This window comes from Planctomycetia bacterium, assembly GCA_015075745.1.
Classification (GTDB): domain Bacteria; phylum Planctomycetota; class Phycisphaerae; order UBA1845; family UTPLA1; genus UTPLA1.
This window is the reverse complement of the sequence record JABTTW010000001.1, coordinates 2,090,437-2,108,505: the sequence shown is the minus strand read 5'-3', so window position 1 is coordinate 2,108,505 and position 18,069 is coordinate 2,090,437. Positions and strand designations below refer to the sequence as shown.

Sequence of the window (18,069 nt, the reverse complement as noted above, 5' to 3'; positions counted from 1 at the left end):
GAAGTTGTCATGACCTCAGTCCGCCGGAACGCAGCGACCCTGGGCCCAGGCGCGGAGGGCGAGCATCCTTTCCGACATCGTCACTGACAGCGGCGGTGAGCTTTTCATCGCCTTTTGAATCGCGCTGGTATCGATCTCCCGGCCGGCCGCGAAGCCGTCGTGAAGGGCGGAGAGAATGGCCTGTTCGATCTCTGCGCCGCTATAGCCCTCGGCCGAGGAGGCGAGGGCCGCGATGTCGAACTTGCCCGGATCGCGTTTACGCTTGCTCAGGTGGATGGCGAGAATCTCTCGACGCGTCGGCTCCGACGGCAGGTCGACAAAGAACACCTCGTCGAAGCGTCCCTTGCGAAGCATCTCCGGCGGCAGCGCCTCGATATCGTTGGCCGTGGCGACGAGGAAGACCGGGGCCGTGTGCTCCTGCATCCAGGTCAATAGCGAGCCGAACATGCGCTGTGAAAGCCCCCCGTCGCTGCTGCGACTGGCGGATGAGGCGAATGCTTTCTCGATTTCGTCAATCCATAGAATGATCGGGGCCATCGCCTCGGCCTGATGAAGCGCGTCGCGGAGGCGGCGCTCGGATTCGCCGACGTACCGGTCGTACAGCGCGCCGACATCCATGCGCAGCAGCGGTCGCTGCCATGCCGTGGCAATCGCCTTCGCGCAGTAGCTCTTGCCCGCTCCCTGGACGCCGAGCATCAGGACGCCGCGCGGGGCGGAGATGCCATAGGCGGCGGCCTCGTCTGTAAGGGCATGGCGGCGCGATTCGAGCCAGGCCTTGAGGCGCTTCATGCCGCCGAGCTGTTTCATGTCGGCGAGGGTCTCGACATATTCGAGCAGGCCGCCGCGATGCACGAGCTGACGCTTTCGGGCAAGCACGGTGTTCAGGTCGGCCTCGTCGAATTTACGGTCTTCGGCGACGGTCTCGGTGATGATCTGCCGAACTTGTCGGCGGGAGAGACCGGCGAGGTTGCGGATGATCGCCTGATAGGCGCCCTTGCTGATCTGCGTGTTGACGCGGCCCTCAAAGTTAATCTGCAGAAGGGTGTCGCGGATGAGGTCCTTAAGCTCCTTCTCATCGGGCAGCGTTATTTCCAGTCGCAAGGCCTGTGCCGCGATGATCGGCGGAAGCTCGTCCTGATGATCGATAAGAACCAGATGGCTCGACGTTTCCCGGCAGTGACGGATGGCGTCGCGGCAAAGACGCTGGGTGCGTTCGTCGCGCAGGTGACCGGCGAGGTCGAGCATGATGTTGACGCTGACTTCAGACTGGCGGGTCATATAGTAGAGCGCGGCGGCCGGGTGCTCGGTCTCGGGGATGGGAGGCTGATCGGAGACGAGGCCGTCGCGGACGCCGCCGACAATGGACCACAACCGCAGGGCGTAGGGCATGTTCGCGACTGCATTGCGGACCAGGGAAAGGGCGTCGTCTTCCTCGAGCGTGGGAATGTGAATGCACGGGTAGCGCGCGGCCAGGAGATGTTGGAAGCGTTCGAGATCGGTGGGGTTCACAGGATCATCTTCGTGCGACCTGAGCGCAAAAACAAGCCCACGGATTCGCACCCGTGGGCCTGCTGGTGTTTTTCGATAGGAGTAGAAAATCGGGCCCGAGGAGCTACTGCTTCTTGCTGGTGCCCTTGACTTCCATCGTCTTCTTAAACTTCCACGCGTTCTCCCACTCCGTGTAGGTCCACTCATTTGTACTTCCATCGGCCGACATCTTGACGGTGCCCTCGCCAATAGAGACCGATCCGTCAGGCTTCTTCTCTTTGCCCTCCATTCGCCAAAGGCCGGCGGCCTCATCCCATTTCATTTCACTGCGACCGGCAGATCCGAAATTGCTGAACGACCATGACTGATACTCTTTTTCATCGGGGTCATAGGTCATGAAGGAGTAGCCTGCGTATTTGCTCTCTTCACCCATGCTCCATTCATAATTGGACATCAGAAAACGATTGTCGCAAACCCAAGAGACCTTTTCATTGCCTGTGGTCGTCATCTTTTGCTCGCCCTCAGGCGTGTACATGGTGAGTTCACCGGTACCGGTCCAATTGCCGACCCAGGCATCAAGCTTGTCGAGTTCCGCTGGTCGCGGCGGAGGGCCAGACATATCCTGCATGTTTCCGGCGGGCTGCTGGCATCCGACGAGAGCAAAGTTAAGTGTCAGGGCAAGCATGTAGGCACACAATCTTCGAGTCATGAGAATCTCTCCCTACGGCGATGGCTTGATTGACGCGAGGCCGCCCAATGCGGCTCATACCGACCGGAATCCTAACATGGCATAACAGTGCGTCAAGCTTTTCGGGAGACGATTCGATTGCGCCGAATAGCCTGGAAAAGCTCCTTGCAACCCCATGCCTCTACCGGGCACAATCGCCCATCGTGAGTGCCCAATCGCACAAAGGTCGGCTGGAAATCGTCCACGGCTCGATGTTTGCCGGAAAGACGGAGCACTTGATTGCCCGGCTGCGGCAGGCGCGCAAGGATGGGCTGCGGGTTAAAGCGTTTAAGCATTCGATCGACAATCGCTATGACGCAACGCACCTGGTGACACATACGCAGGACCGCTTTGATGCCATTCCCGTTCCGGACGCCGCGGCGGTCTTAGCGCAGTCCACGGACGCCGACGTGATCGCCATCGACGAAGGCCAGTTCTTCAGAGAACCGTTGGTGCCGGTGATTAAAGAGCTGCTCGGTCGCGGCGTATCCGTGCTCGTCGCCGGGATCAGCAACGATGCCTGGGGACGCCCGTTCGACCCGATACCGCAGCTCATGAACATGGCCGACGAAGTGGTGACGAAGTATTCGCCTTGCCGCGTCTGTGGCGAACCGGCGGCCTTCACCCAGCGCATGAGCCCGGTGGACACGCTGCACATGGTGGGCGGTCTGTCGGATTACGAGCCGCGGTGCGCGGAGCACTTCACGCCGCTGCCGGGTCCTCCGGAGAGCCGGTGACATGGGTGTTGCACGCGGGCTATTCGGCATCGGGGTCCTGGTCTTCATTGCCTGGCTTCTTTCATCGAATCGCCGGCGGTTTCCGGTCAAGACGGTCGCCGCCGGGATGGCCCTGCAGTGGCTCCTGGCGCTCCTGGTCTTAAAGACGGAGCCCGGTCGCGCCTTCTTCGACGCGATCGCCCATGTCGTGACAGCCGTGCTCGCCGGGGCCGACGCGGGGGCGGACTTCGTCTTTGGGCCGCTGACGGGCAATCATCCCAGCGTGGCATGGGAAGCAATCGTCGGCATCAAGATCATGACGACGATCATCATTGTCGCGACCATCTCGTCGATCGGTTACCACTACGGCATCCTGCAGCGCATCGTTTCGGCGATGGCCTGGCTGATGACCCGAACAATGGGCGTCTCGGGCGCCGAGGCGCTGGCCGGCGCGGCAAACGTCTTCTTCGGTCAAACGGAAGCCCCGTTATTGGTGCGGCCGTACATCTCCAGCATGACCCGATCGGAGATCATGGCCATGATGACCGGCGGGTTCGCGACGGTCGCCGCGGGCGTGATGGCGGTCTATGTGGGCATGCTTGGACAAAAGGATCCCGATAGGATGGTGGAGGTTGCCCGACACCTGATGACCGCTTCGCTCATGTCCGCCCCGGCGGCGTTCATGCTGGCCAAGATCATGGTTCCGGAGACAGGTACGCCGCTGACTGCTGGCACAGTGAAGGTGAAGCTGGATCGCGAGACGCGCAGCTTTATCGACGCGGCGACGACCGGGGCCGGCCAGGGCATGAAGCTAGCCATCAACGTGCTGGCGATGCTCATCGCGTTCGTGGCGATCATCAAGGTCGTGGACATCGCCCTGACGGCGCTGGGGCACGTCTCATTCATGGAGCCGGTCGTCGCGTCGATGGGGCTCAAGGAACTTAACCTCGACGGGCTGCTGGGTCTGGCCTTCTCGCCGGTCGCATTTCTCGCGGGCGTGGACGGCGGCGACTATCGCACCTTCGGCGGCCTCTTGGGCAAAGCGATGGCGACGAACGAACTCATCGCGTATTCCTCCCTGGGGCAGATCATTCGCGACGGCGGCATGAGCGAGCGCTCGACGCTGATCGCAACCTACTCGCTATGTGGGTTCGCCAATCTCAGCAGCATCGGCATCCAGATCGGCGGCATCGGCGGACTGGCCCCGGATCGCAGGGCCGACCTGGTGCAATTAGGCCCCCGGGCCATGCTCGGCGGCGCGATGGCCTGCTGGATGACCGGCTGCATCGCAGGGGTGCTGGTCTAACGTCTCGGTGAGTAATGTCAGTGCGTTGGCGAAGAATCTGGTATTCCTTAGGCGCACTCTTATCGCTGACATTCATTTATTTCAGCTTTTGGTTTTATGAGCAGGGGCCGATGAGCGCGCATAAGCGCGGCGAGCCCAGTGGAACATGGCAATTCTGCGAGATAACTGGGATCCTTGGGATGATCGGATTTGGGTTGCTGACCTTCCGCAGCGCTCGGAAGTTCGTACGGACCTTGTCAGAGAGTTCTTATCCTGCTGGGTGCTGTCGTGTTTACGGCTATGACCTCACGGGCAACGTCAGTGGTCATTGTCCCGAGTGCGGCGGTGAGATCGGCAGCTCGCCTCCGCCTTAATTCTTCTTATGTACGTAGAGCACCGGGGCGGGCGTGTATTCCTCGTTGACGTTCAGGTCACCGGTTTCGTTGACTCCGCCGATGGCGTAGAGCTTGCCGCCTGCGGCGACGAGATTCGCGCCTGCCCGGGTGATCGTCGCCCCCGGCCGAAATGAAGCGATGTCGTACGCGACGTCGATGGCCTCTAGTCGGTTGTAGTAAATGGGTGGACCGTTGGCGCCGCCCATGGCATAGACGAATCCGCCCAGCGCCGCCACGCTGATCCCGTACTTGGCCGCCGAGATCGGATTCTTGATTGTAAAGATATTGAGTACGGGATCGTATTCGCTCACCGCGAACGACGTGCCGCCGTTGTAGAACCCACCGACGCTGTAGATGCGACCGTTGACCGCAGCGGACTCATGCTGTGCCGGCGAGAGTTGTGGCGCTATGGAAATCTTCGTCACCCAGGAGTTGGCCACGGGGTCGTACATTTCGATGGTGGTCGATGCGTCGCCGCCGATGACGTATATCTTGTTGTCAACTGTCACGGCCGAGGATGCGGCTCTCGCGGCGATCAGGCTCGTCTTTGTCGTCCACATGTTGGTCGCGGGGTCATACTCTTCAACGGTCTTGGTCGGCACGCCTCCGGCTATCCTGCCGCCGATTACATAAAACCTTCCATTTGTCGCGGCAGCGTCGCAGTCCCAACGGGCGATCGGCATGTTGGCGAGCGTGTTCCATTGGTCTGTTGCCGGATCGTAAACTTCAAGCCGATTGAGTATGGGCTGCATGGTCAGGCCGTTGAAGCCGCCGGCGACATAAATCTTCCCCCCAATCTCAGTTGCTCCGGCGTATGATCGGGCAAACGTCATGCTGGTCCTGTTTCGCCAGGCGTTTCCGGTCTGTGGGGAAGCGGTCAGGCCGGAGAAGGTATAGCCTGCCGGGGCGGTGGGCGAGGAAGAGAGTAGGGTGTTCTCGATTGTTTCAGGCACCGGGTTGGATGAAGGCAATGGATTCGGCATTGGGGTGGTCCCGCAGCCGACGACAAGTAGCACGACGCAGATTCCGAGGTACAGGGGCTTGGTTTGCCGAGTCGTCGAAGCGACCATGAGCTATGTCTCCGCGAGGGTTGACCGTACAAGGAAGGCTTGTTTTCTGATGTTTCACTTGCTTTATGCGGCGCAGGAGATGCCGAATACACGGAATCGCGACTGAATCGGTGGAATTGGTCGATAATCGCGTTCCCGCCACCGAGTGGCGTGGATTGAGGTCAGAATGCAAGCGGCGGAACTGTACGAACTGACAAATGCGGCGATCGCGGTCACCGGATTGCCCCGATGGCCCGCGCCGGAGACCACAGGGCAGTTTGAGGGGCTGCGATTCGTCCCCACGGATCGCGACGAGCCGGCATCCTGGGTTATGATGCCGCTTGGGGCTGAAGAATCGCCGGCGATTGGCGCTGGCGATGAATCGCATCTCGCTCAAAGTGCCTCTGCGATTGATTGGGACGAGGCGGTCCAGGTCGATGCCGCGCTCGCCGCACAGAGCATTCGAGATCATCTCCGATCGCACCTCGCTGCAATGGGCTGGCAGGTTCAGATGAAGATGTCGCGCGGAAAGGCGACGTGGCGGCTGGCCGATTGCCTGGCCATCACCGAGGGCGGCGGCGACCGTCTCGATGACCATTACCCATCGGGCGACGACGAACTCGCCGTACTCTGCGAGTCGGTAACGGTCCTGGCGCGGCACGGGATGGGGTAAAACTCCCGACGTACGGGGCGGCATGTCGAGATGTTGCCAAGACGCATCCTGCCGAATGTCGGAGTGTCGATCCTGCCGGTCGCCTGCAAGAAATCGTGTTCAGGCTCTTCGCTCGCGCAAAGATGTTATGATAGAGCCGGTCATGCACAGGAGCGGAGGGATGAATTTCAATATTCTCGGTGGATCGCCGCGTTTTGCCGCCGTCGTCGCGGGCATACTGTGGGTCTCGGCGGCCGTCGCGCACGATTCGCAGGTCCCGGGTGTCAATCACATCGACGAACCGCCCCATACGACCGCGATCGGCGACGACGGCGTGTCCGCCCCCGCGTCATCGGTTGGGGCGCCGTGCGACGCCTGTGACACCAATTGCAACGGCTTCCGCGATACGCTCGATATCGAGCCCTTCGTCGATACCCTCGTGCTGGAGGCGTCCGCATGTTCGCCCTGCGGCGGAGACCTTGACGCAAGCGGGTTCGTCGACGGCCGGGACATTCAACCGTTCATCGACTGCCTGTTGGCGCCGCAGCCGATCGGCGCCTGTTGCAGCGATGCTCAAACGTGCGCACTGACCACCGAGCAGAATTGCGTCGGCGTCTGGCTCGGTGAGGGGAGCGCCTGCCAGTCCGGCGAATGTGCATTTGCCGGGTTAACCGCATACCGGCCCCAGCACGGCACGGGTTATTTTCCATTTGCAAAGACCGCCGTCACCGAGGCCGACGAGGAGATCGCATCAACCGGCCCCGGCATCCGCATTAATGCCCCCGGCGACAGCGATCCATCCGGCGAGGATGATCTGATTGAGCTGTTCATCGAAAACGACCGGCCCGAAATCTCGCTCGTCCTGCGACGGACCAATGGTGCGCTTCGTCTGTGGACCACGCGCACAAAGCTCCCCGGCACGGAGGTTGCGTTCACCAACGACACAACCGATGCACTCGTACTGACCGGCGGCACATCATTGACGCTCTGGGTGGAATGGGCCGCGGCGGTGCACGGCGCAGGTGATCTGCGCCTTGAGCCGCTCGGCGGCGCTTACTCACTGGATACACTTCGATTCCACACGTTTCAAAGCATCGTGATGGCTCTGGGCGGTGAGGATCAGGTTCCCTCGGTGCCGGTCGATCCCAACAATGGCACCGCCGTCGTGGCGACAGCACTTTACGGACGGGGTTACGACGTTCACTTGTATGACGAGGACAACGTCTCGCCCAACGGATCCGGGATCGTCCTTAACGAAGTAGTCACCGCGGTGGGCAGCAGGCTCGTCGATGAGGTTTCCATTTTCGGCTACAGCCACGGCGGAGGTTCCACCTATGACCTCGCCGAGCGACTCGATAACGACCGCCCCGGCATCGGGCTGTTTGAAATTGAGGTGACGTCATACGTCGATGGTGTCGAGAACGATTCAGACTTCGACGTCTCGCAGGAACGCCGCCGGCCCCCAAGCACGGCCTATCACGCCAACCACTACCAAGTCGGGACCCTAAGCGATTTCTTTCTTGATGGCGGCCCTGTGCCCAGTTCCGACCCTCCGCCCAGCGGCCTGAACGTGGAGACGACGCCGTGGGGCGCCGGAGCGACGCATTTTCTCGTGGACGATTACGTGCAGGTACGCAGTTTCATCGAGAGCAATCTGGCGACCCGCCTGACACCGTAGAGACTGGAGCCTTTTATGATACGCAACATCATCCAACTCAGTGACGTGAGGACATCATCAAGCTTTTCACGGTGGCTCGGCCTGGCGATTGCGATAGCCGCCCTTCTGCACGGTCCACGCGCAGTGGAGGCGGTCGCAGATCGCCCCATCGAGATCGTCCCGGATAATACGTACCAGTCGGCCCTTTCGGAGATGGCTGCCGCGCCGGATCGAGCGACGTTGGACGCTCGGGTGGATCAGTTTGTTCACCGCCATGAGGAAGACGCAGATCGACTCATCCCGCAGTTGATGTGGTTTTCCGCAAAGCGCCCGGGAGATGCAAAGAGCAATGCAGTTGTAGGCAGGGTCCTCGCGCGACTGAGCGCGCCCAAGGAGGTCATCGTAGCTGCGCTCGCACCGCATCTGGACAATCAGAACGAGGCCATACGGTCTAACGTCGAAAGTCTGCTCCGCGGCCTGGAGGATCAATCCGCCACGCGTCCGCCGGATTTTTCGGCCTACCGCGCGATCATCGAGGCCGACACGCGGGCCGGACGAGAGCCGCAAAACTCCCTCGTCCGATTCATGTATGACTCTGACCCCGGCGTCGCCCTGCAGACCTTGGTTAGGGCATTTCAGCTTCGAGACCCCGATGAGATCAAGCCCATCCTCTGGGCCGAGCACGTCGTCGCGGAGCTCTTATGGAAACGAAGATATGGCTTCGTCGAACGCGATTTCGTTGATAACGCGACTCAGGCCGAGATCGCGCGACTCTCCATTCATCCGCGATGGTGGGTGAGAATGTACGCAGCAGCAATGGTCGCCGCGCATCCCGAGCTCGCTGCGCCCGACGTGCTGAAGCGTCTCAAGGCAGACGCGGACATTCGTGTGAGAGAAGTGCTTACCCAATCAAAGGACAAGGCCTCAAAGAAGCCCGGTGCGTAAAAAACTCGCGACTGCCGCCGATTGATTGCATGCACGGCGTTCGAAGTGTGTAACGTGAACTGGGAGCGCTGGGACGCCAGTAGAACTTTTCCTGGCCGGTATCCGTGTTTTCGACCCTGAGAAACGTGACTTGATCGCTAGGATGGCCTCATTCGCATAGTGCGCGGGTTGCGGACCGTTTTTCCGAGCGTCAGCGAGTACGTGCGGTAGAGCGTGGCGTAGAGCCCGACGGCCGCGTCCCACTTCTCGATGAACACCTTGCCGTAGGGGTCGTAGGTGTACCGCTCGACCAATTCGCCGGGGGCGTCGACCAGCCCGATCACGCTGCCCAGGGCGTCGTGCAGGTAATGATAGGCTCCTGACGGCATAGAGACAGGCGGGTCCTCCGGATCGGGGAAGTAGATCGTGTACGTCTGCATGACCACGACTTCAGGATTGCGATCCGGATTTTAAGCGTTACTTTCCTTGGTCTTTTTCTGTGTTTCGACTCCCAGAATTCTGGGCGGAGACCTTGTTCGCATATGCGACCGATAGCTTTTCGAGAAACGACCCCACCGTGTCTGGCCATTCGATGAATTGAGGATGTTGATCCTCGCCGACGGTTCTTATCAGGCGACGAAAGGCCTCACCAACAAACTCCGGCTCATCAGCAACATTCAGGAGACCACTGCTCATCAGTTCTGAATCAAACCGATCCGTAGGGCGGAGTCGGCCCGGTTTCACATGACAAGCCTCTCCAATTGTTCGAAGTGAGTATTCTATTACTGCCTCCGGTAGCACGAGTCCTTGGCCATAGAGGCGGATGAACTCTGAAGTTGACAATTCGTCGCGGCTGGATAAACGCGCAGCAGGACTATTTCGGTAGATGCGCCACGTAATTGGCAACGAACCGCCAAAAACTACAGCAATGGGAAGGCAGATGGCTCGAAGGGCTGCATTTTCAGAAAACAACCATAAGGCGCTTGCGAAAAACACCCCGCCAAGGCCGACAAGTGCAGACATTTGGCTCGAACTCACAGAGTTTGAATCCCTTTCTTGGTCTGAGGAATACTCCGATTTTCAAAACGCCCTGTTATTTGCGCCATACGCCACGGCACAATAGCCTTCAAGTCCAACGGTATACGCAGTGTCGATGACCCACAAAGGCGCGGCGATTCGACCTATCACTCTTCTCCAGCTGCGTCCACCCTCTTGAAGTACTGTGGATTGAATGCTTCCCGATGTCGTCCATGCCGATTTGCCGGGACCACCAAGTCCGCCAGAACCGCGTCCCGTCATGTCTCTGAGAAAGCTGTCAGCTTCGCTCTTGAGAACTGGAAATCCACCGGCATTCTTTCCCAGAATCATGATTCCGGCTCCCGTAAGGCTGCCGCCCCCAGCGTCAATGCAGCGCCCAACGCAGTCCACATAGTCCCAACCTCGCATTACCTTCTCGTCATGTTGTCCAGCAGTTCCGTCCTCACATGCTTTCCGAAACTTATTATAGTTGTCGATGCAATCCTCTACAGTTGATGCTAAGGGATCTCCGGAGATTGCCCCCTTAATGCAGTTCTTTCGCGACTGCTCTGCGGCTCTAAGGCACTTCTCCTTTTCCTCATCTTCTTCATCTGGTGGTGGCCCGCACGGGCCGTCTTTCACACGCGTTTCCAGCCCCAGCGGGTCGATCCAAGACAGTGGCGAGGAAAGAACATACTCGTGAAGGTTAATCGACCCGCCGTCGTACTCGATCGGGTCGCGTTGCAGCCAGCGGCCGAGGGTTGGCGAGTAGGTGCGGAAGTGCGTGGCGTAGAGCCCGACGGCCGCGTCGTAGCGGTGGCCGGTCCACATGAACGGGTTGCCGACCGACGAGACCGGCAGCTTGCCGCAGGTGGACGAGCCGCAGTCTGTCTCGCTCGCCGCCCACGCGCCGCTCCCACCATTCGCTGCCGCGTCCCACTTCTCGATGAAGACCTTGCCGTAGGGGTCATAGGTGTACCGCTCCCGCATGAGCCCCGTCTCATCGACGAGGCCGATCACGCTGCCCAGCACATCGTGCAGATAGTGATAGGCTGCCGACGGTACCGAGACCGGCGGGTCTTCCGGCTCGGGGAAGTTGATCGTGTACGTCTGCATGGCCACGACTTCAGGATATCGCTCGGGGTCGCCCCAGACAAAGTCGCGGACCAATAGCAGCGCGGAACCGCACGAGCCGACGCTCTGCGCCCCGCCGCACTCGTATTCCTGGATCACTTCGAGGCCGAAATAGACGTGCCGGGTCTTGCGCGGCGCGGGGTTCGCCCCGACGCCGTCGGTCCGCTGGGCGAAAGTCCTATCGCCGAACGGAAGAGAATTGTTCCAGGAAAAATGGGAGCGCTGGGACTCGAACCCAGGACCCACGGCTTAAAAGGCCGATGCTCTACCGACTGAGCTACGCTCCCCCAAAGGGTCCGTTCGACGGGACCGTTCAAACAAAAAATAGCCGAGCGCCGCGTTGTTGACAAGCAGCATCGCAATCGGGCACGGCGTTTGTCAGGCCGGCATGATTGGACCTTCCTACCACGGTCAGGCCGGCTAGCGACTCGACAACACCTGCAATTCCGGCCGATCCGCCGCCTCATCTATGCTCTTTTTCATAAGCGCCGCGCTACGAAAACGACCCTGATTGATCTCGCCTTGTTCGCGTTGCTCCCGATGCACGGTTGCCTTTGCCGACGCAAAGCTCTCGTCAAGGCGCTCGCGTTTCCTGACTGGGACGAGGCGTTACGAGAATGGATGAATCGCAATAGAATCATAGTCGTCAAACGGAGGAGACGACGACCATGCGAGATTCATTGACCATCCTGTGCCCATCATCCAAATCGATTCGAGCCGCAGTTCGTCGTGAGCGAGGGCCGCTCGCATTCGACAACACCTGCAATAAGCCGCCTGAGACTTGGGTCGACAGGACTCAGTCACGGCGAAGAACGCGCCGTCGCTTCTCCACAGTCATGCCGCTGATCCTGGCGGCCGCAGTTCATTCGGCTACAGCGCCGGTACGCGGCGACACGCTCAATCCCAAGGCGGATCCTTTGTCGATCGTTGTTGAGGGCAACGCCCGATTCACGATTCTCGCGCCTGACCTGATTCGTCTTGAGTGGTCGCCGGACGGAAAGTTCGAAGATCGGGCCTCGCAGGTTGTGGTCAATCGGCGACTGCCGACGGTGAAGTTTGAAAAGTCGGAGGGCGAGGCGCTCGATCCCACGGGAAAGTCGAAGGAGGAAACGACGCCGGACCCGAAGGTGCTGGCGATCCGCACGGATCGATTTGATATCCGGTATCGGCGTGACGGCAAGCCGTTTAACAAGGAGAACCTGATTGTCCGCGCGCGCGTCGGCGACGGTGGAGCAGAGGAATGGTGGGTTGGTTCGCCGCCGTTTGAGCAGTGTGCCAACCTCGGGGGAACGATTCGCACGCTGGACGGCGTTTCCGGTGCGTGCGAGATAGATCGCGGGCTACTTAATCGTTACGGCTGGTCGTTTCTCGACGACTCGAAGACTTTGGTCCTCGACGAAAGCGATTGGCCCTGGGCGACCCAGCGACACAGCGAGGACGCGACCGATTGGTACTTCTTCGCCTACGGGCGAGACTACAAGCGCGCGCTGGCGAATTACACAAGCATCGCCGGCCGGGTCCCGCTGCCGCCGAAATACGTCTTCGGCGCATGGTGGTCGCGCTACTGGGCATACTCCGATGCCGAACTGCGAGAGCTGGTAAACGACTTCAAGTCGCTCGATGTCCCGCTCGACGTGCTAGTCATCGACATGGATTGGCACCTCGACGGCTGGACCGGCTACACATGGAATCCGAAGTATTTTCCCGATCCGAAGGGCTTTCTCGATTGGGCCCACGGCGAAGGATTGAAAGTGACGCTGAACCTGCACCCGGCGGACGGCGTGGGCAAGCACGAGGCGGCGTTCCCGGAGATGTGCAAGGCGATGGGCCTGGACCCGGAGAAGACCGATCGCGTCGCATTTGATTGTGCAGATCGCAAGTTTGTCGATGCGTACTTCAAATACCTGCACCATCCCCTGGAGAAGATGGGCATCGACTTCTGGTGGATGGACTGGCAGCAGGGGACGGACACAAAAATCAAAGGGCTCGATCCGCTCTGGTGGTTGAACTACCTGCACTGGACGGACATGGAGCGTCGCGCATCGCAGACCGGTCGGCGGCCGCTGATCTTCTCGCGCTGGGGCGGACTGGGAAATCATCGCTACCAGATCGGGTTCTCGGGCGACACGTTTTGCAACTGGCCATCGTTGGCGTTTCAGCCGTACTTCACATCGACCGCGGCGAATGTCTGCTACGACTACTGGAGCCACGACATCGGCGGGCACCAGCCGGGCAAGGTCGATCCGGAGCTCTACACGCGTTGGATCCAATGGGGGGCGATGTCGCCGATTCTGCGAACGCACACCACGAAGAATCCCGAGGCAGAGCGGAGGATATGGAAGTTTGCCCCGGAGTACTTCTCGGCGATGAAGAAGGCGTTCGACCTGCGCTATCAGCTCATTCCGTACATCTACACGATGGCCCGCAAGTGCTTCGACACGTCGCTGCCGCTTTGCCGGCCGCTTTATTACGAATGGCCGGAGCTGGAGGAATCCTACGCGCACAAGAATGAGTATCTGTTCGGCGACGATCTGCTTGTCGCGCCGATTACCGAGCCGGCCGACCTGGTGAGCGGATGCGCGATGGTCGAGGTGTGGCTGCCGCCGGGCCGCTGGATCAACTGGTTCACAGGCCGCCAGTACGAAGGGCCGACGATCGCGGCGCAGGTTGTGCCATTGGATCAGATCCCGATATTCGCCCGCGAAGGCGCGATCATCCCGATGCTGCCCCACGGACGGCACCGCGCGGACGGTCCGGCCGATGAACTGGAGCTTGTCCTATTCCCGGGTGATTCGAGTGAGAGGGTACTCTACGAGGACGACGGAATCAGCAGCGGCTACGCGGAGGGCAAGTGCGCCAGAACGCTTATTTCGCAGAAGTGGACCAACGGCCGGCGCACCATCACGATCGAACCAAGCGATGGAGAGTACGAGGGCAAGCCGAAGGAGCGTTCGTACCTCGTGCACGTACTCGACCGTTCGCCGCTGATTTACGAGGTGCTGCTCGACGGCAAGCCGTTGAACGCCAAGAGCGGCGACGTCGGCGGCGATCAACCCTTTTTCTGGTACAACCCGATCGTCATGGGTCCCTCGATTCGCATCCCGGAAAGGCCGACCAATCGGCGAATTGAGATCGTCATCGGCGAGTCCGAGGAACTTCATCGGGCGGCTTCGTCGCTCAACGGATTCCGCGGGCTCATGTTCGACTTGTGCGCGGCGAACCGGACGACGAAAGGGGCCTTGCTTGGCACGCCGTATGATTGCGGCATGAAGGAATGGGTCTTCAAGCTGATGGGTGGCCGGGCGGACAGTGTTATCGATCAATGGAAGGAAGCGTGGCCGGCCAACCTGGACGGTGTGCGTGGGATGGGGCTCACTCCGGAGGAGGAGACCAAGGCGCTGCTGCAATTGCTGGGGCTGCACCACAAGCTGGCGATCACCCCGAAGGAGGGAGGCGGCGGTTACGACGTGCAGCTTTCACTGCGCTCACTGCAACCGATTCCCGCGATGGAGGAATTTGACGGCTCGGCGGTGCTGACGGCCGACAAGCCGTGGAGGGTCGAAGGCGAAACCGAAAAAAGTTTCATCGGCATTGCCGAGCGTGCCCCGGTTGTATTGAAGGCCTCGCTATCCGGCGGCGACGCGAACACGGCGGTAGTGCGTGCGAGGATTTCGCTAAGGCGAGCCGGCGTTTCGCTGGAATTGCCGATTGAGACGGTGATCCTGCCGTCGATCAACGCGTGGCAGGTGATCGGCCCGTTCGATGCGCCGTTCGAGACGGCCCTGTCAATGAAACTACCGCCTGAGGAGAAGATCGACCTCACGGCGAAATACGTCGGCAAGGACGGCCATCAAATCGGATGGAAGAAAGTCGAACGCGTCGTGAAGCCGGGAGAGGACTTGTCGAGCGAGTTCTTCATGGACTTCGACGACGTCTTCGGCGGTCGTGTGTACGAGGCGGCGTGCTACGCACTGACCTACCTGGAGAGCCCGGAGGAGATGGATGCGTCGCTTGGCTTCGGCAGCGATGACGGAGCCGTCGTTTGGTTGAACGGCGCGGAAGTGTTTCGCATCGACACCGGTCGGGCCTATTCATCGAAGTCGGATCGGATTCCCGTGAAACTCAAGAAGGGAACGAACGAGCTGCTTGTGAAAGTAAAGCAGGGCGGCGGCGACTGGGGGCTCTGCGTACACGTGGAAACGCCGGAGGGAAGGCCGCTTCCGGCGGTCAAGGCGAGGGCCTCACAATCGAAGTAGTCGTGCATCCCAGCGCACCGGCCGGATGCCGGCGCGCTGTGGAATGACTGATACGCGCGCTTCAGAGAAGTGCGAATTCGCCGGCCTTGATCAGGGGCAGCCGCCCGACAGCACGCAGTCGGCGATGTTCGACAGATCGTCTTCGCCAATGACATCGTCGGGCACTGCACCAACGTCACCAGCGCAATTCTCCTCGTCTGTCGGAGGAGGGCCGACGCCCGTGAGAATGTCCACGAATCGCTGAATGTCGAGACCGTCGACGAAAGTGTCGAAGTTCATGTCCGCGTTCAGGATCGTGTCGCAATCGAGCGGCACTGCGATGCATTCGAAGTTCGTGAGGCTGACGGCGTCCACGCCGCACTCGACGACATTCTGCGTGCCAAGATCCTGCGCGATGAAGCGGACCCGAAGGGTCGCCGTGGCGCCGACCTCCGATGCGACGTCGATGGTGTCGGTTCGCCATGCGCCCAGGGCGGTCTCATAACGCCGAACCTCCGTCCAATTCGTGCCGCCGGCATTTGTCGCAAGCTCGACAACGAGATCGTCTTCGGCTGTCAGAAGACCATTAGGCACGTCGTTGAGCCAGTATGCGTAGCTGAGGTTGCCGCCGGTGGATGCGTCCATGACAGGCGAGGTGAGAATCGTCGTTCCATCGTCCACGTCACTGTTGCACGCATTGGCGGCGCTGTTGTCAGTGAGATAACAGGAGCCGGAGCCGTCGAAGTCGAAGTCAGGATTTCCTCGGTCACAACCGCCAACCGGCACGCCGCGATCCCACTGCCCGTCCGGCGCCGTGCCTGACACGGTCCATCCAAGATTCGACTCGAAATCGTCGGCAAAGAAAGTGAACGTCTCGCCGACAGGGGCGGTAAAGACACTGGCAGGTGCATTGTCTGGTTCGGCGACCATGCCGCCGAGGTTTCCATCCGCCGTCACGTAGAACTCGGGATTGTCCCCGCAATCAGCGGCAGGAAGCGAGGCCGTGAACAAATTGCCGCCGGCCGGTGCAAGCGCCGCGGTGAGAAACGTGCCCCCGTCGTAGCGATAGTGAAGCGTGCCGCTGCCGGGAACCAGCGTCTCGCTGCCGTCAATAATGCTCACGGAGAAGTTAGTGACCATTCCGGGAATTAACTCCGCCGGAGGGCCGTCGGGCAGTGAGATGAGAAGCGGCGGGAGCGGAGCGGCAGTCACGGTGAGCCGGTACAGTTGCGCCTGCGAGGGTGCATTGCCCTCAAAGACGCGAACGAAGTAATTGCCGGGATTGATCAGGGCCGCCTGGTTTGTGGTTTCGGCGCTGCCGATCGGCTGCGAACTACCGGTTGCGAGAACCGTCGCGCCGTTGGTATCAATGATCTCAACGTTCAAGTCTGCAATCGACGCGCTGTTAATGATGTTGCCGCTGCAACAATTTCCCGCACCGCCGCATGACCCAGACTGAGCACTGTCGTCATAACTCAGGCCGACGGGCGTGGCGGTAGCCGTGACGGACACAGACGTGGAAGTCGTGAAGCGGAACCAATCGCTCTCTCCGTTGGCGTCGATGCTAAGCACCGATCCATTCGTCGGCGGACTGATGGCCCCAACGTCGATGGATGAGCCGGAATTGAGCACACCGATATCCGTCGCGGCACCGGAAGAGTTGTCATTCTCCGAGGGATCGCCGTAATGGCGCTGCGCGCCGCGAATGTCATCATGCTGCGGACCGTCGTAGGCCAATGAGATGAACGGTTCCATGAGCTTGGTCTGATTGATCGGGCACACATGCAAGAGACCCATGCCGTGCCCGTGCTCGTGAGCGATGGTGTTACGAAGCCGGAGCGAGTTGGAAGTCGTGTTGTTGAAGAAGTTGTCGGCGCTGTCGAGCACCATGTCGCCGTCATTGGGGAAGTTGTTGTAGGCAAGCGTGCCCGAGTTGCCGTCGATCGTAATCGCCGCGATGCGCAAGTCCGCGCGAACGCCAAGTACGCCTGCTGCACCATTGAGATTGCTGCCGTCATCGTTGGGCTCGTAAACGTATGTAAGCGAGGCCAGCTCCGACCAGCGGGCAAACATCTGCTCAAACAGCGGCTGCCAGGTGGCCTGATTGCCATAAATGCCGTCGAGCCAGGCGTGCAAGTTGCTGTTGCCGGTTACGCCGATGAGATTCGGGACGAACGTGCCGTCAGGAACAAATCCAAAGGTCAGCGCGGTCGGCGTTCCCTGTGTGAGCCCCGCGCCGTTGGTGGCCGTGGAGGACCATCGGCCGGTCAATTGGGCACGCGGGCCGGCGCCGAGGGCGATATCAAAGGCCTGGATGACTTCATTCGGCGTGTCGGGCGTGAAACAAGCGAACGGTGCGACCTGTTTGGCCAGACCGCGCTCGTAGGCTCCGACCAGAAGCCGCTGCTGAGCCGGCGGAAGACTGAGATAAGTTTGCCGGCCGATCAAATGTGAGATCGTCGCGTAAAGGGCTTCGGCAGTCTGGTCGTCACCGGTTGTGACGGAGTTATCCGTCGTGCTTTCGAACACCGTGGAGCCATCGGCGAGCGGACGAACATACCAGGATGCCGACGCGCCAATCGCGAGAATCGTCAATGTTCCAAGTAGCTTGCTTCGAGAGAATCGTATCACTTTGCGGAACTCCTTCGGTTTTGCTCAACCCACGATGACCGTCTTGGCGTGCATGTCGTGACGAGCGGGATTACTGATGGCGAAATCCGCGACAATCAAAAGGCTGCCTGCGGTTAACGTCATCAAAGGACAATGTTTCGTGCGGGGCTTGCGCAGCGA

At 60.3% G+C, this 18,069-nt stretch carries 13 protein-coding genes and 1 tRNA gene; 6 read left to right on the top strand and 8 right to left on the bottom strand.

Annotated features, from left to right (window positions below):
• Nucleotides 1–15: 15 nt before the first annotated feature.
• On the bottom strand, nt 16–1,509 hold the full coding sequence (locus HS101_08325; protein ID MBE7506274.1) for an AAA family ATPase: 1,494 nt from the start codon (nt 1,507–1,509) through the stop codon (nt 16–18).
• 103 nt (nt 1,510–1,612) lie between these two features.
• Nucleotides 1,613–2,197, bottom strand: a complete 585-nt coding sequence (locus tag HS101_08320) for a DUF1579 family protein (GenBank protein MBE7506273.1) — start codon at nt 2,195–2,197, stop codon at nt 1,613–1,615.
• A gap of 182 nt (nt 2,198–2,379) precedes the next feature.
• On the opposite strand from HS101_08320, the gene HS101_08315 reads away from it, so the two are divergent.
• A complete protein-coding gene (locus HS101_08315) occupies nt 2,380–2,952 on the top strand; it encodes a thymidine kinase (protein MBE7506272.1) in 573 nt (190 codons plus the stop codon).
• Between the two features lies 1 nt (nt 2,953).
• Nucleotides 2,954–4,237 (top strand): NupC/NupG family nucleoside CNT transporter, encoded by a 1,284-nt coding sequence (locus HS101_08310; GenBank protein MBE7506271.1) that lies wholly within the window; start codon nt 2,954–2,956, stop codon nt 4,235–4,237.
• Nucleotides 4,238–4,586: 349 nt separating this feature from the next.
• Here HS101_08310 and HS101_08305 read toward each other — a convergent pair whose 3' ends face one another.
• Nucleotides 4,587–5,681, bottom strand: a complete 1,095-nt coding sequence (locus HS101_08305) for a hypothetical protein (GenBank protein MBE7506270.1) — start codon at nt 5,679–5,681, stop codon at nt 4,587–4,589.
• Nucleotides 5,682–5,847: 166 nt separating this feature from the next.
• On the opposite strand from HS101_08305, the gene HS101_08300 reads away from it, so the two are divergent.
• From HS101_08300 to HS101_08290, 3 genes are all read left to right on the top strand, one after another.
• On the top strand, nt 5,848–6,333 hold the full coding sequence (locus HS101_08300) for a hypothetical protein (protein ID MBE7506269.1): 486 nt from the start codon (nt 5,848–5,850) through the stop codon (nt 6,331–6,333).
• Between the two features lie 160 nt (nt 6,334–6,493).
• Complete coding sequence (locus HS101_08295; GenBank protein MBE7506268.1) at nt 6,494–7,990, top strand: hypothetical protein; 1,497 nt, start codon at nt 6,494–6,496, stop codon at nt 7,988–7,990.
• 15 nt (nt 7,991–8,005) lie between these two features.
• The gene (locus tag HS101_08290; GenBank protein ID MBE7506267.1) at nt 8,006–8,914 is read left to right on the top strand and encodes a hypothetical protein; all 909 of its coding nucleotides are present in this window, start codon (nt 8,006–8,008) and stop codon (nt 8,912–8,914) included.
• 137 nt (nt 8,915–9,051) lie between these two features.
• On the opposite strand, the gene HS101_08285 is transcribed toward HS101_08290, so the two are convergent.
• From HS101_08285 to HS101_08270, 4 genes are all read right to left on the bottom strand, one after another.
• Nucleotides 9,052–9,333, bottom strand: coding sequence for a hypothetical protein (locus tag HS101_08285; GenBank protein ID MBE7506266.1), 282 nt, complete (start codon nt 9,331–9,333; stop codon nt 9,052–9,054).
• Nucleotides 9,334–9,370: 37 nt separating this feature from the next.
• Nucleotides 9,371–9,916, bottom strand: a complete 546-nt coding sequence (locus HS101_08280; GenBank protein ID MBE7506265.1) for a hypothetical protein — start codon at nt 9,914–9,916, stop codon at nt 9,371–9,373.
• Between the two features lie 57 nt (nt 9,917–9,973).
• On the bottom strand, nt 9,974–11,290 hold the full coding sequence (locus HS101_08275) for an RHS repeat-associated core domain-containing protein (protein MBE7506264.1): 1,317 nt from the start codon (nt 11,288–11,290) through the stop codon (nt 9,974–9,976).
• Nucleotides 11,259–11,331: transfer RNA gene (locus HS101_08270), tRNA-Lys, on the bottom strand. The genes HS101_08275 and HS101_08270 overlap by 32 nt, the downstream gene beginning before the upstream one ends.
• 381 nt (nt 11,332–11,712) lie before the next feature.
• Between HS101_08270 and HS101_08265 the strand changes: the two genes are divergently transcribed.
• On the top strand, nt 11,713–15,300 hold the full coding sequence (locus tag HS101_08265) for a DUF5110 domain-containing protein (GenBank protein MBE7506263.1): 3,588 nt from the start codon (nt 11,713–11,715) through the stop codon (nt 15,298–15,300).
• A 90-nt stretch (nt 15,301–15,390) separates the two neighbouring features.
• Here the strand turns inward: HS101_08265 and HS101_08260 are convergent, their stop codons facing one another.
• Complete coding sequence (locus HS101_08260; protein ID MBE7506262.1) at nt 15,391–17,910, bottom strand: matrixin family metalloprotease; 2,520 nt, start codon at nt 17,908–17,910, stop codon at nt 15,391–15,393.
• Between the last annotated feature and the right edge of the window lie 159 nt (nt 17,911–18,069).